The organism is Rhodoferax ferrireducens (assembly GCF_049302455.1).
In the GTDB taxonomy this organism is placed as follows: Bacteria; Pseudomonadota; Gammaproteobacteria; order Burkholderiales; family Burkholderiaceae_C; genus Rhodoferax; species Rhodoferax ferrireducens_B.
In genome coordinates this window covers 1-13177 of record NZ_JBAQMD010000081.1, presented here as the reverse complement: position 1 = coordinate 13177, position 13177 = coordinate 1, and the positions used below count along the sequence as shown (strand labels likewise).

Sequence of the window (13177 nt, the reverse complement as noted above, 5' to 3'; positions counted from 1 at the left end):
GGCATTGCCCCGGTATTTGACGCAAAACCAGCTCAAAGCATGGTTTTTGGAAAATCTTCACTTCGATGAAAACCGTGAAAACACGCGCCGTTGCTGGGGTTGACGGGTTTTCTGTCAAGCACTAGTTCTTTGCATTGATGGCATTTTGCGCCTGACTCACCAATGCTTCCAGCATCAAACCGCTGTTAAATGGGTGCTCCACCGTGCGCACGGCTGCTGCCAGCGCCTTGGCCCAAGCCGTCAAGGTGGCCAGGGAACTGCCGGCGGGCAAGTCAAGGGCATCAAAAAACCGGGGCGCGGCACCGGCTTTGACGGCCAACAGGTCATGACACAGCTTCTGCAAGGCATCGACGGCTTGCGTTGGGGTCCAGTCTTTGAGCCCGCTCACGTCGCCGCGCGCCATCGCGTTGGGCAGCTTGACCCAGCTGGCGGGCGTCGGGCCGGAGGGGCCAGCTTGTGCCAACAGCAGGGCGTCGTCCGGTCGGCCACCGCAGGCGCGCAGCATCACAGCCGCTTGGCGCCCGTCCAGGCCTTGCTGCTGCAGCCACGCCAGCGAGGTATCAAGCGCAGGCCAAACCATGGTGTGCGCCAGGCAGCGACTGCGAATCGTGGGCAGCAACTGGTGGGCGGCATCGCTGGCCAACACAAACTTGACATCACCCGGTGGCTCTTCCAGGGTTTTTAGCAGCGCATTGGCGGTCACGTGGTTCATGCGCTCGGCCGGGAACACCAGCACCGCCTTGCCCCGACCGCGGGCGCTGGTGCGCTGCGAAAACTCCACTGCATCGCGCATGGCGTCGACCCGGATTTCCTTGCTCGGCTTGCGTGTTTTGGCATCAATCTCGCCTTGCGCCTTTTCGCTCAGGGGCCAGCCCAGTTCCAGTGCTACGGTCTCAGGCATCAACACGCACAAGTCAGCATGGGTGCGCACCTCGATCGCATGGCAACTGCCGCAAACGCCACAAGCGCCCTGCTCTGTCGGCTGCTCACACAACCAGGCGCACACCAATGCGAGTGCCAGGCGGTACTGGCCGAGTCCGGAGGGGCCCACCAATAACCAGGCGTGGCCTTTTTGCGCCAGCAGCGTTTGAGTCTGCGCGGCAATCCATGGCGCCACTGTGGTGGCGCTCATGTCAGCCAGCCTCTGGCTTGAACCGCGTGCAACACGTCTTGCCAGACCGCCTCGCGCGTCTGGTTGGCCTCAATCCGGGCAAAGCGGCTGGGGCAAGCCATCATGCGATTCAGGTAGCCATCGGACACACGCCGGAAAAATTCGACCGGCTGGGCCTCAAATTTGTCCGGACTGCGTGCACCCGCCAAACGCTGCGCCGCAATAACAGCGGCCAAATCAAACCACACCGTCAAATCCGGGTTTCTGATGAAATCAGGCTCTAGCCCTCGTACTGACTGCACAGTGCGCTCTAAAAATGAGAGTATTTTTAGATCAAAACCGCGCCCGGCACCTTGGTAAGCAAAGGTCGCATCGGTAAAGCGGTCGCATAACACGACATCACCGCGGGCCAGCGCCGGCTCAATCAGTTGTTGCAGGTGATCGCGCCGGGCGGCAAACACCAGCAGGGCCTCGGTCATGGCATCCATGGTGTCGTTTAACACCAGCACACGGAGCTTTTCGGCCAAGGGCGTGCCGCCGGGCTCGCGCGTCAGCGTCACCGCCCGGCCCTGGGCCCGGAACGCCTGCGCCAGGGCGTCAATGTGCGTGGACTTGCCCGCGCCATCAATGCCTTCGAAACTGATGAAAATTCCCTCTGTTGTCATGTCTTATTGCTGCCCGCGCTGGTATTTGTTAACCGCACGATTGTGCGCTTCGAGGTCAGCGCTGAACTCGCTGCTGCCGTCGCCGCGTGCCACAAAATACAGCGCTTTGGACGGCGCCGGTTGCACCGCAGCCAGCAGGGCTGACTTGCCCGGCATGGCAATCGGGGTCGGTGGCAAACCGGTGCGGGTATAGGTATTCCAGGGTGTATCGGTCTGCAAGTCACTGCGGCGCAAGTTGCCGTCAAACCTGTTGCCCAAACCGTAAATCACCGTGGGGTCGGTCTGCAACATCATGCCGATGCGCAAACGATTGCTAAATACGGCCGCAATCATCGGGCGATCACTGGGGCGGCCGGTTTCTTTCTCGATGATGCTGGCCAGAATCAGCGCCTGCTCGGGGGTTGTCAACGGTGTATCCGGTGCCCGCTGCGCCCAGGCGGCATCGAGTCGTTTGTCCATGGCCCGCAGCGCGCGCTTGAGTACGCCCAAATCGCTGCTGCCTTTGGCATAGGTGTAGGTGTCGGGGAAGAATCGGCCTTCCGGGTGGAGGCCCGGCCGACCCAGCGACTTCATGATAAAATCAGGCTCTAGCCCCCGTGTACTGGACGTAAGATGCTCTGCTTTTAAGAGTGCCGCGCGGACTTGGGCAAAGGTCCAGCCTTCCAACAGCGTCACGGCTCGCAAGGCTTCGTCACCGCGTACCAGCTTGCGCAACAGCCGGCGCGGCGTCACACCGCGTTCAATTTCATAGCTGCCGGCCTTGATCTGGCGGGCCTCGCCGGAGAAGCGAAACCACCCATACAACAGCAGCGGATTAACCTGGACCCCGGCATTAACCACTGCCTGTGCCACATCACGGGGCAAGGTGCCTGGCTCTATGGCCAGGTCCACCGTATCGGTGCTCGTGGCCAAACCTTGGTTCAGCCACCACAGCGCACCGCCGCCACCGAGGGCCGCGACGATAACCAAAAACATAAATAGACGACGCACAGCCTTACAGCCCTCCAGCGAATTGAGTGCGGATGATAATTCACCCATGAATATTCAACTCAACGGCGTGACGGCGCTGACCCATCTGGGCGTGATCCGGGTCGAAGGCGAGGATGCCGCCAAATTTTTGCATGGTCAACTGACGCAGGATTTTTCGCTGCTCGGCCTGTCTGAAGCGCGCCTGGCGGCTTTTTGCTCCGCCAAGGGCCGGATGCAAGCCAGCTTCATCGGCTTCAAGCGTAGCCCGAGTGACATCCTGCTGGTGTGCAGCCGTGACATTCTGGCGGCCACACTGAAGCGGATGTCGATGTTCGTGCTGCGGGCCAAAGCCAAATTGAGCGATGCGACAGCCGACTTTGCCGTCTATGGGCTGGCCGGCCCTGCCTTGCAGAATACTATTGAAACCATAGCGGGCTACGAAGGTAGCGCCTGGGCCAAGACCGATTTTGGTGCCATATCTTTGATCAATTTGTATCCCGCCGACGGTGCTGCGCGCGCCTTATGGGTTGCGCCAGTGGGCACGCCTGCCCCAACGGGCGCCGTGATGACCGCAGAACTATGGGCCTGGAGTGAAGTGCGTGGCGGCATTGCCACCATCACCCAGCCGGTGGTGGAGGCCTTTGTGCCGCAAATGCTCAATTACGAGTCGGTCGGCGGTGTCAACTTCAAAAAAGGCTGCTATCCGGGGCAGGAAGTGGTGGCGCGCAGCCAGTTCAGGGGCACCCTCAAGCGCCGCGCTTATCTGGCGCATTCAGAGGCAGCGCTGAACGCGGGCGACGAGCTGTTTGCGCCGGATGATGCCAGCCAGCCCTGCGGCATGGTGGTGCAAGCAGCGGCCGCGCCCAGCGGTGGCTTTGATGCCATTGTGTCGATGCAGATCACCGCCTTTGCGGCCGGTGGCGTGCATGCCATTCGACCCGACGGCCCGTTGCTGACGCTGTCGCCACCGCCCTACCCTTTGCTGGCGGATATTTGATCGCTGGTGACCTTGGCTTGGAGAACGACGCTGTTCTGTGTGAGCCAATCAAACATTGGATGTACTCAAGAGCTCAAGGTTTTTGGAGCGTGCGGATTTTGCTTAACTTGCTGGCCAGCGAGGCGGCCGATAACTGACCCAGATGGGTATCGACCAGCCGTCCGTTGGTATCGTAAAAAAGAGTGGTTGGCAACGACCCTGAGCCGACTTCGCGACCCAGACGGGCGCCAGGATCGAGCAGGACATTGGCGAGGTCCAATTTCTCAATGTTGAGGTAGCGCTGGGCCGTTGACCCCTCCTCGCCCTGGTTGACAAAGACAAAGCTCACCCCGGTTTCCTGTTTTTGCGCGGCGGCGAGCACCGGCATTTCCCGCCGGCAGGGTGGGCACCAGGTGGCCCACAAATTGACGACCATGGGTTTGCCCGCAGCCAACGCAGCGAGGTCTGCCGAATTGCCCGCGAGTGTTGTCAACGCTACCTGAGGCAGGGCCGCATTGTTCATCGTCTGAATGGCGCCAAACATCCCGCCCCAGGCCAACACCCCCGCCGCCAACCCCGAGATCAGCGGTTTGCGCAGTGCCGGACGGCGCCAACCGCGCCAGATTGCCAGCGCCAATGCCGCCAGCAAGCCGGCCCAGAGGGTGAAGCCGCCGTCGCGGATGTCGAGCATCGACCACGGCGCCTGCCGGTACAAATCAAACCAGGCCGCGACGAACGCGATGCGTGCGACCAGCAATGCTGCCCACAACATGTCGCCCAGGACATTGCCGATGCCAATTTGCTGGTCGCGCCCGACCAGGCGGCCCACTCCCGCGGCGACAAGCAGAGCGACTGCCAGCAGCAGCAGGGCTATCGGCACAGGGAGGGAACCCAGGTTCAGTGTCAGCATATTCAATTTCCTTGCTTTGTTGGTGTCAGGCGAGCGAGAAATTCGTCAGCACTGGAGTCACCGATGATGCGCTATGCACGGCGCATACAGAGACGCTTGATTCATTTCTGATAACCTCCCCGCTCAGGTACACACCATGCAAGAACCCCGTATCCAATCCTTCTTTGATCCCGAGACCTTCACCGTCACCCACGTGGTGTCCGACCCCCTGTCTGCGGTGCAGGTCAATGTGCGCGCCGGCCAACTGCCACCGCCTGAAGACAATGGCGTCAGCTACCTGAAAATTCCGGTCAACACCTTCTGAACGCCTAGATATGGAGCCTACGACCCTCGCGGTTGCACTGGGTGCAGTCATCGGACTGGTGATGGCGCTCACTGGCGCGGGCGGTGGCGTCATGGCCATACCTCTCCTGGTGTTGGGTCTGCATCTGCCGGTGCAACAAGCGGCGCCCGTAGGTTTGGTGGCGGTTGGCCTGGCCGCCGTCTTAGGGGCTGCGCTGGGCTTGCGCCAGGGCATCGTGCGCTACCGGGCGGCAGCACTGATTGGAACTGCTGGCATGCTGATGGCGCCGTTGGGCGTGTTTTTGGCACAACGGCTTCCCAACCGTCCGCTGTTAGGCGCCTTTGCCCTGGTGTTGATTTACACCGCCTGGCGCATGCTCAGACGTTCCAAACTGTCAATTCCCCTTGCTGCTGCGGCACTCTGCCGTGTAAGCAGCACGGATCAACGTCTGACCTGGACGCTCCCCTGCGCCCGTGCGTTAACGGGCACCGGTCTGATCGCCGGACTACTGAGCGGACTGCTCGGCGTAGGCGGCGGCTTTGTCATCGTTCCGGCGCTGACGCGCTACACCGATTTGGACATACGCAGCATTCAGCTGACTTCACTGGCTGTGATTGCACTGGTCTCCTTGAGCGGGGTTTCCGCCGCGGCGATGCACGGGCCCTTGCGCTGGGATGTGGCGTTACCGTTTGCCTGCGGCGCCGTTCTGGCTTTGTTGGCAGGGCAACAGATCGCGAAGATGCTTAACGCCAAAAGTTTGCAGCAAGCCTTTGCATGGTTCAGCTTGTTGGTTGCATTGCTGATGCTGGCAAGAGCAATGGGCTGGGTGGCGAACTAAAAACAAGCCGCAGGAGAATCAACACAGTGAACAGCTGACCGCATGCGGTTTGCCGAACACCTAAGTAGAAAAGCCCGCTATGTTTTAAATAGCGGGCTCTCATTTATTTACTTGGGGTGGCTGATGGGGCTCGAACCCACGACAACAGGAATCACAATCCTGGACTCTACCAACTGAGCTACAGCCACCACAGCTTGCATTATATAACCACTGTCGTCTATTTCTGATCCCTCTGTGGCAATTCTGTTGCGGTTAGCGCTGGGCGTGAAGTCAAGATCTGAGCCTTGAATCGTTCTTTGAGAAGATCGGAATAAGCTTGCGTTTCGGCGCCGCTCCACCATTGGGCATATTGCGCACGGTCCTGTTTGGCGGCTGCTTCAGCCGGTGCCTGCCGCGGCACTATCTTATTGACTCGAACCACGCTATAGCCCTTGGCACCCAGATCAACACCAACAAAGGCCGGTAAGGCGGCTGCATCGGCACGCAACGCCGCCGTCAAGACCTGCGGTGGAACGTTTTGGGCCTGATCACGCGACACCACTATCGGCGCCGGCATGACGGCAGCGGCTGGCGAAGCCTTCCAAGCCAGCAATTTTTCCAGGCCTTCTTTCTTGGCCAGTTCGGCAGCTTTGTCGGCAACAACACGTTCATGCACAACACGACTTACATCGGCAAACGGCAGGGTCCGGGCCGGGGTGTATTGCGTAACGCGGCCTGCCGTCAATTGGTTGGGTGCTGTTTCAATCGCTTCGGTATTGCGCTTTTTTTCAATCGAATCAGTGTTGAAAATTGCAGCCAAGAATTTTCCGTTGCTTAACGCGCCGGTTGTGCCCGCAGCCGGTTGACGCAAGACATTGGTGGCCGTCTTGATCTCCAGCTTGAGCTTGTCTGCGACCGGCTTGAGGCTGTCAGATTGCTCATAAACACCGTTGGTAAAGGCCTCGGCAGTCTCCGCAAACCTGGCTTGGGCCTGCTGCGTCTTCAGATCGGCCTCGATACCCGCGCGCAACTCTTCAAAGCTGCGCTGAACCGGTTTTTTGATATCGGTAAGCTTGATGATGTGATAACCGAAATCAGACTCCACCACCTCACTGATATCACCCTTTTTCATGGCGAAAGCTGCGTCTTCAAATGGTTTGACCATGGCGCCACGGGTAAAAAAGTCAAGATCGCCCCCGTTGGCAGCGGAGCCGGTATCTTGTGAGTTCTTTTTTGCCACCTCGGCAAAACTGTCAGGCGATTGGCGAACTGTTTTCAGCAATTCATCAGCACGCGTTTTGGCTTTCTGGCGGTCGGCTGCCGGTGCATCCTTGGCGGCAGTGATCAGGATGTGACTGGCACGCCGCTCTTCCTTGCCACTAAGTCGTTCTGCATTTTGTTCGTAATAAGACTTCATGTCAGCCTCGCTGATCACGATACTTTTCTTGACCGAATCCATATCCAGTACCACATACTCGACACTGGCATGTTCGGGAGACTGGAACAGGGCCTGATTGGCCTTGTAAAACGCATTCAGTTCGGCATCCGTCGGGCTGACCTTTGAAGCGAAATCAGCAGCGGTGAAACTGGCAATCTGCACCTCACGTTTCTCAAAAAAAGCATTCAATGCCACGTCGGCGACGCTAGCTGCCGCAAAACCCGTCTCTCCCACACCCGCTTCTACCTGCCGAACAGACAGGTCTTGCCGAACACGGGCTTCAAACCCCTCGGGTGTCAGGCCCTGGCTGCCAACCAGTTGACGATAGCGGTCCATGTCCAGCTTGCCATCGGGCTGGCGCAGGGCAGCGATGGACGGATTCTCGTGCAAGTTGCGCGCGAGTCGGGCGTCGCTGGTTGTCAGTTTGAATTTGTCTGCAGCTTGGGCCAGCACGCGATCACGCACCAGTCGCTCCAGCGTGGCATAACGGGCTTGCGGTGAATCCAGCAGTTTCGCATCCAGATTGGGCATGGAGGCACGCAGGCGATCTGATTCTGACTTATGCACGGCATCCCATTCGCCCTGCGTGATGTCATGGCTGCCAACGCGGGCAACCACGCTACCTGAATCGCGAGACCGGTTGTAGCCATCAATGCCAAAAAGCACAAACGAAGGGATGATCAGCAAGAACATCACCGCCATCATGATCTTCGTATGTTTGCGAACAAAATCAAACATGCGCGAATTCTCCAGTAATATAAACAAAAAAGGCGAACATGCTGCTCGCCTTTATCTGGGTGGGTGGTGGGTGCTGACGGGCTCGAACCGCCGACATTCTGCGTGTAAGGCAGACGCTCTACCAACTGAGCTAAGCACCCGACTTAAACCGGCGATCAGTTCAGTGCATCTTTCAACGCTTTACCTGGACGGAATTTTGGAACTTTCGCCGCTTTGATTTTGATTGCGGCGCCAGTACGTGGGTTACGCCCCACACGCGCAGCACGTTTGCCAACGGCAAAGGTACCAAAACCCACCAGCGACACAGAGCCGCCTTTTTTCAGAGTGATTTTGACTGCGCCAATGGCGGACTCCAGCGCGCGGGTAGCCGCTGCCTTGGAAATGTCAGCATTTAGTGCAATGTGCTCAATTAGTTCGGTTTTATTCACAAAGAACCCTTGGTATGGAAACAGAGTTAATCGAATTGTCTCTTTAAAAAAACTTGCACTTGTCATGCCACAGGTACTAAGAGCCAAAGGCTCCGATCTGACAACACGAACGATAGCTTTGCAGCAGTGCGAGTGAGAATTCTAGTCGGTTTTTTAGTGCTCGCCGACTTCAATGCAGGTTCATTACGCGCAGATATTTCCGATTGACCGATAAAAGACACATCGTCCAAATTCCACGTGGATTAGAGCGCATCCACGATGGCCAACCCGACATCCTTCGTGCTTGCCGTCCCACCCAAATCCTGCGTACGTGGCGCCCCGCTCGCAGGCTCAAGCACTTTTTCTATCGCTTTCATCACTGCATCATGCGCATCCCTGTGTCCCAGAAAGTCCAGCATCAAGGCGCCGCTCCAAATCTGGCCAATGGGGTTGGCGATGCCTTTGCCGGCAATGTCGGGCGCCGATCCGTGGACCGGCTCGAACAGCGAGGGGAATTTGCGCTCGGGGTTCAAATTGGCACTGGGGGCAATGCCAATCGTGCCAGTGCACGCCGGCCCCAGATCACTCAAGATGTCGCCAAAAAGATTGCTCGCCACCACCACATCAAAAAAATCGGGCCGCTGCACAAAGTGGGCGCACAAGATATCGATGTGAAATTTATCCACCTTGACTTCAGGATAAGCCTTTGCCATTTCGACGACACGCTCATCCCAATACGGCATCGTGATCGCAATGCCGTTGGATTTGGTGGCGCTGGTCAAATGCTTTTTGGGCCGCGACTGGGCCAACTCAAACGCAAACTTCAACACCCGATCGACGCCAACGCGCGACATCACGGTTTCCTGCAGCACGATTTCGCGCTCAGTGCCCGCGTACATGCGCCCACCCACACTGGAGTATTCGCCTTCGGTATTTTCGCGCACGATCAGCATGTCGATCTCACCCGGCTCGCGTCGGCTGCCATCACGCCGCACCACCGGCGCAATGATGCCCGGCATCAGGCGCACCGGACGAAGGTTCACATACTGATCGAACTCGCGTCGAAAGAGCAACAGGGAACCCCATAGCGAGACGTGATCGGCAATTTTGTCGGGCCAGCCAACCGCGCTGAAGTAAATCGCGTCGTGACCCCCAATTTGATCTTTCCAGTTGTCGGGCAGCATCTGGCCGTGCTTCTCGAAATAATCCCAACTGGAAAAATCAAAATGGTCAAACCGCAGGTCAATGCCAAATTTGCGTGCCACCGCCTCCAGCACACGCACCCCTTCGGGCATGACTTCTTGGCCAATACCGTCACCCGCGATGACGGCGATTCTTTTTTGACTCATCAATGAAACCTCTGTAAACAAGCGTTAAAAAAATGAACCCGTCAGTCGGGTCCGACAGGCAACACAAGCCGGGGCTGACGCACCACCAAAGCAACCCCAAAGGCAGTCAGCAGAGTTCCAATCACTGTGACGATCGTGATCGACTCACCAAACAGCATCCACGCAATCAGCGCCGTCACCGGTGGCACCAGATACATCAGGCTGGTGACCGAGGCCGCTGCGCCACGCTGAATCAGCAAGTAAAGCAAGGAACTGCCACCCAGCGTCAGCGCAATCACCGACCAGGCCACGGCGCCCACGAGTTCGACATTCCAGCGCATCACCTCGACCTCCAGCAGCGCCAGCGGCAGCGTCACCAGCAGGGCAGCACCCAGTTGAACCGTGTTGGCGGTGCGCACATCACAGGATGTCACAAACCGTTTTTGATACAAGGTTCCGACAGTGATGCTCAACAGCGCACCAATCGCCAGCGACATATTGACCCAATCGGCCTCGCCGCCCTGCCCGAACTTGCGTGACACCACCAGCACCAAACCGACAAAACCCAGTACCAGCCCAGCCCACTGCCGCGCGGCAATTTTCCCTCCCGTGGCTGCCAGCCAAAGGGCTGTCAGCACGGGCTGCAAACCCACGATCAGCGACGACAGCCCCGAGCCCATGCCGAGCTTTACCGCAGCCCAGACACCCCCCAGATAACCCGCATGCATGAAGATACCGGTAACGGCCAGATGCGTCCACTGCGCACGGTGGCTTGGCCACTTGACCCGCGCCAGTACGATCCACGGCAAAAAACACGCGATCGACAGCGCGTAGCGAACGACCAGAAATTTCAGCGGTGGGGCATGCGGCATGCCATAGCGGGCCACGATAAAGCCGGTGCTCCAGATCAGAACAAACACCGCTGGCATGGCCCGGATCAAGGCCCGATCATCATGTGCCCTCACCCGCGGTCACCTGGCCCGCGCCCGAATTTCAGGCAAGGCTTTCTGCAGGTAGTACACCATGGACCAGACCGTCATCACCGCCGCCAGCCAGATCAGCCAGACACCCCACACATGGGTGTCAATGAGCCCCAGCAATTGGCCGTCAAACAACAAAAACGGAATCGCCACCATTTGCACCACGGTTTTGAGCTTGCCAATCATGTGCACGGCCACGCTTTTGGCGGCGCCAATCTGCGCCATCCACTCACGCAACGCGGAGATCGCAATTTCACGGCCAATGATGATGAGCGCAACAAACACGTCAGCACGTCCCAGATGCACGAGCACCAGCACGCAGGCACAGACCAGAAATTTATCGGCGACCGGGTCCAGAAACGCGCCAAATGCCGACACCATGTTGAGTCTGCGCGCCAGATAACCGTCGAGCCAATCGGTGGCCGCGAACACCACAAACATGACCGTGGCCATCAAATTGCGGCTGGCGGGCTCGATGGGTAAATAAAACACGCCGACGATCAAGGGGATCGCGACAATGCGCGCCCAGGTCATGATGGTTGGAATGTTAAAAAACATGTTGTCATTGTGGCACGGCGCGGCACGCCAAATGACGGGTCATGCCGCCCAATCAGTGCAGGGCGCGGTAAATTTCCTCCGCCAACTCGCGCGAGATTCCCGCCACCGTCGCAATATCCTCCGCCCCCGCCAGCGCCACGCCACGCACACCACCAAAGCGCTGCAACAATTTGGATCGGCGCTTGGGGCCAATGCCTGGGATTTCTTCGAGCTTGCCGCCATCCACCCGCACCTTGGCGCGTTTGGCACGCATGCCGGTAATGGCAAAACGATGCGCCTCGTCGCGAATCTGCGCCACCAGCATCAGCGCGGCCGAGTCTTTGCCCAGGTAGACTTTCTCGCGGCCATCGGCAAACACCAGTTCTTCCAAGCCGACCTTGCGCCCCTCGCCTTTCTCAACGCCGACGATCAGTGACAGATCCAGTCCCAAGTGCTCAAACACCTCGCGCGCCATGCTGACCTGGCCTTTGCCGCCGTCCACCAGGACCAGGTCCGGCAGTCGCCCGGTGCCCGCAGGCATTTGCCCGCTCTGTTGCGCCTCGCGCAAGGTCTCGGCCAGCTTGCCATAGCGACGCAGCAACACCTGGCGCATGGCCGCGTAATCGTCGCCTGGTGTGATGTCGTTGATGTTGTAACGGCGGTACTCGGCGTTTTGCATTTTGTGGTGCGCAAACACCACACAAGACGCTTGGGTGGCCTCACCCGCCGTATGGGATATATCAAAACACTCGACCCGCAGGGCGTCCAGGTCTTCCAGCGCCAGATCCAGCGCATCGGCCAATGCCCGGGTGCGCGCCTGTTGCGAACCTTCCTCGGATAAAAGACGGGCCAACTGCAAGCCAGCATTGGTTTGCGCCATTTCCAGCCAGACACGGCGCTGCTCACGCGGTTGGTGCACCGCCGTGACCTTGACACCGGACTGGGCCGAGAGCGCTTCGAGTAGTTTTCTATTCACCGGCGCACTGACAATCAGTGTCGGGGGCACGGGCACGTTCAGATAATGCTGGGCCACAAAGGCTTCCATCACCTGGGTTTCGACACTGGGTGCGGGGGGCGCTGTCGTGCTGTCCTCCACCGCTTCTTCAAAACCGCCAGCGCTGTAGATCTCGGTTGCGTCTTCCACGTGCGCCGGGAAATACGGCCGATCCCCGAGATGGCGCCCGCCGCGCACCATCGCCAGATTGACGCAGGCACGGCCACCCTGCACCTTCACCGCCAGGATGTCCACATCGCGATCCGCCACGTTGTCCACCGACTGCTGATGCAGCACGTTGGACAGCGCCGCCACCTGATTGCGCAGTTCGGCCGCCTGCTCGAACTCCAACTTTTCAGCATGCGCCATCATGCGAGCCTCCAGCGCCTCCATGACCTGACGCGCATCGCCACGCAAAAAACGCTCGGCGTTGGCCACGTCCTGCGCATAGTCCGCGGCAGAAATGTGGCCGACGCACGGCGCTGAACAACGTTTGATCTGGTACAGCAGACACGGGCGCGTGCGGTTGTTGAACACCGGGTCTTCACAGGTGCGCAGATGAAACACCTTCTGCATCAGCAAAATCGCTTCCTTGACCGCCCAGGCGCTCGGATAGGGTCCGAAATACTGATGCTTTTTCTCCACCGCGCCCCGGTAGTAGGACACCCGCGGAAAGCTGCTGCCCGGATTCGAAGAAGAACTCGCGCCGGTCATCTTCAAGTACGGATAGCTTTTGTCATCCCGAAACAAAATGTTGTACTTGGGGTTGAGCGTCTTGATCAGGTTGTTTTCCAGCAGCAACGCCTCGGCCTCCGAGCGCACCACCGTCGTTTCCAGCCGCACGATCTTGTTCACCATGTGGCCGATGCGCGTGCCGCCGTGATTTTTCTGAAAATAGCTCGACACCCGCTTTTTCAAATTGATTGCCTTGCCCACGTAGAGCACAGCGCCATCCAAGTCGAAATAACGGTACACGCCCGGCAGGGGCGGCAAACCCGCCACGTCGCTGAGCAACTGCGCAGGG

General features: G+C 58.8%; 12 protein-coding genes, 2 tRNA genes and 1 pseudogene. 3 read left to right on the top strand and 12 right to left on the bottom strand.

All coding sequences use genetic code 11. The features are described 5' to 3' along the window. Positions 1 to 121: 121 nt before the first annotated feature. From WA157_RS14075 to mltG, 3 genes are read right to left on the bottom strand one after another with little or no spacing between them, the layout of a single operon-like run. A complete protein-coding gene (locus WA157_RS14075; protein WP_422621557.1) occupies positions 122 to 1132 on the bottom strand; it encodes a DNA polymerase III subunit delta' in 1011 nt (336 codons plus the stop codon). Next, positions 1129 to 1776, bottom strand: coding sequence for a dTMP kinase (gene tmk, locus WA157_RS14070; RefSeq protein ID WP_422621556.1), 648 nt, complete (start codon positions 1774 to 1776; stop codon positions 1129 to 1131). The genes WA157_RS14075 and tmk overlap by 4 nt, the downstream gene beginning before the upstream one ends. Before the next feature lie 3 nt (positions 1777 to 1779). After that, positions 1780 to 2751: an endolytic transglycosylase MltG gene (gene mltG, locus WA157_RS14065; RefSeq protein WP_422621555.1), complete on the bottom strand. Its 972-nt coding sequence runs from the start codon at positions 2749 to 2751 to the stop codon at positions 1780 to 1782. Positions 2752 to 2812: 61 nt separating this feature from the next. On the opposite strand from mltG, the gene WA157_RS14060 reads away from it, so the two are divergent. Continuing rightward, positions 2813 to 3742 (top strand): YgfZ/GcvT domain-containing protein, encoded by a 930-nt coding sequence (locus WA157_RS14060; RefSeq protein WP_422621554.1) that lies wholly within the window; start codon positions 2813 to 2815, stop codon positions 3740 to 3742. A gap of 73 nt (positions 3743 to 3815) precedes the next feature. Here WA157_RS14060 and WA157_RS14055 read toward each other — a convergent pair whose 3' ends face one another. Further along, positions 3816 to 4631, bottom strand: a complete 816-nt coding sequence (locus WA157_RS14055) for a TlpA family protein disulfide reductase (RefSeq protein ID WP_422621553.1) — start codon at positions 4629 to 4631, stop codon at positions 3816 to 3818. Positions 4632 to 4839: 208 nt separating this feature from the next. On the opposite strand from WA157_RS14055, the pseudogene WA157_RS14050 reads away from it, so the two are divergent. Together WA157_RS14050 and WA157_RS14045 are read left to right on the top strand one after the other, a co-directional pair. Further along, positions 4840 to 4935 (top strand): annotated as a pseudogene (locus tag WA157_RS14050) (MBL fold metallo-hydrolase); the annotation flags it as partial. Positions 4936 to 4945: 10 nt separating this feature from the next. Then, positions 4946 to 5752, top strand: coding sequence for a sulfite exporter TauE/SafE family protein (locus WA157_RS14045; RefSeq protein WP_422621552.1), 807 nt, complete (start codon positions 4946 to 4948; stop codon positions 5750 to 5752). Between the two features lie 112 nt (positions 5753 to 5864). Here WA157_RS14045 and WA157_RS14040 read toward each other — a convergent pair. The 8 genes from WA157_RS14040 to uvrC all read right to left on the bottom strand — a co-directional run bounded on the left by WA157_RS14040 (position 5865) and on the right by uvrC (position 13167). Continuing rightward, a tRNA-His gene (locus tag WA157_RS14040) sits at positions 5865 to 5940 on the bottom strand. 29 nt (positions 5941 to 5969) lie between these two features. Then, positions 5970 to 7907 carry a SurA N-terminal domain-containing protein gene (locus tag WA157_RS14035; protein WP_422621551.1) on the bottom strand — a complete coding sequence of 646 codons (1938 nt, stop codon included), beginning with the start codon at positions 7905 to 7907 and terminating at the stop codon, positions 5970 to 5972. A 64-nt stretch (positions 7908 to 7971) separates the two neighbouring features. Continuing rightward, a tRNA-Val gene (locus WA157_RS14030) sits at positions 7972 to 8047 on the bottom strand. 15 nt (positions 8048 to 8062) lie between these two features. Beyond that, the gene (locus WA157_RS14025) at positions 8063 to 8335 is read right to left on the bottom strand and encodes an HU family DNA-binding protein (protein ID WP_422621550.1); all 273 of its coding nucleotides are present in this window, start codon (positions 8333 to 8335) and stop codon (positions 8063 to 8065) included. A gap of 242 nt (positions 8336 to 8577) precedes the next feature. Next, a complete protein-coding gene (locus tag WA157_RS14020; RefSeq protein WP_422621549.1) occupies positions 8578 to 9663 on the bottom strand; it encodes a tartrate dehydrogenase in 1086 nt (361 codons plus the stop codon). A 41-nt stretch (positions 9664 to 9704) separates the two neighbouring features. Continuing rightward, a complete protein-coding gene (locus WA157_RS14015) occupies positions 9705 to 10571 on the bottom strand; it encodes a DMT family transporter (protein WP_422621559.1) in 867 nt (288 codons plus the stop codon). A gap of 42 nt (positions 10572 to 10613) precedes the next feature. Then, positions 10614 to 11180 (bottom strand): CDP-diacylglycerol--glycerol-3-phosphate 3-phosphatidyltransferase, encoded by a 567-nt coding sequence (pgsA, locus tag WA157_RS14010; protein WP_422621548.1) that lies wholly within the window; start codon positions 11178 to 11180, stop codon positions 10614 to 10616. 52 nt (positions 11181 to 11232) lie between these two features. Next, on the bottom strand, positions 11233 to 13167 hold the full coding sequence (gene uvrC, locus WA157_RS14005) for an excinuclease ABC subunit UvrC (RefSeq protein WP_422621558.1): 1935 nt from the start codon (positions 13165 to 13167) through the stop codon (positions 11233 to 11235). Between the last annotated feature and the right edge of the window lie 10 nt (positions 13168 to 13177).

What these genes read in the sequence shown, in the direction of transcription:
- WA157_RS14020 (WP_422621549.1), bottom strand. Translation starts at nt 9,663, where the DNA reads ATGAGTCAAAAAAGAATCGCCGTCATCGCGGGTGACGGTATTGGCCAA.
- WA157_RS14035 (WP_422621551.1), bottom strand. Translation starts at nt 7,907, where the DNA reads ATGTTTGATTTTGTTCGCAAACATACGAAGATCATGATGGCGGTGATG.
- tmk (WP_422621556.1), bottom strand. Translation starts at nt 1,776, where the DNA reads ATGACAACAGAGGGAATTTTCATCAGTTTCGAAGGCATTGATGGCGCG.
- WA157_RS14045 (WP_422621552.1), top strand. Translation starts at nt 4,946, where the DNA reads ATGGAGCCTACGACCCTCGCGGTTGCACTGGGTGCAGTCATCGGACTG.
- WA157_RS14075 (WP_422621557.1), bottom strand. Translation starts at nt 1,132, where the DNA reads ATGAGCGCCACCACAGTGGCGCCATGGATTGCCGCGCAGACTCAAACG.
- WA157_RS14055 (WP_422621553.1), bottom strand. Translation starts at nt 4,631, where the DNA reads ATGCTGACACTGAACCTGGGTTCCCTCCCTGTGCCGATAGCCCTGCTG.
- pgsA (WP_422621548.1), bottom strand. Translation starts at nt 11,180, where the DNA reads ATGTTTTTTAACATTCCAACCATCATGACCTGGGCGCGCATTGTCGCG.
- WA157_RS14060 (WP_422621554.1), top strand. Translation starts at nt 2,813, where the DNA reads ATGAATATTCAACTCAACGGCGTGACGGCGCTGACCCATCTGGGCGTG.
- WA157_RS14015 (WP_422621559.1), bottom strand. Translation starts at nt 10,571, where the DNA reads ATGCCAGCGGTGTTTGTTCTGATCTGGAGCACCGGCTTTATCGTGGCC.
- mltG (WP_422621555.1), bottom strand. Translation starts at nt 2,751, where the DNA reads ATGTTTTTGGTTATCGTCGCGGCCCTCGGTGGCGGCGGTGCGCTGTGG.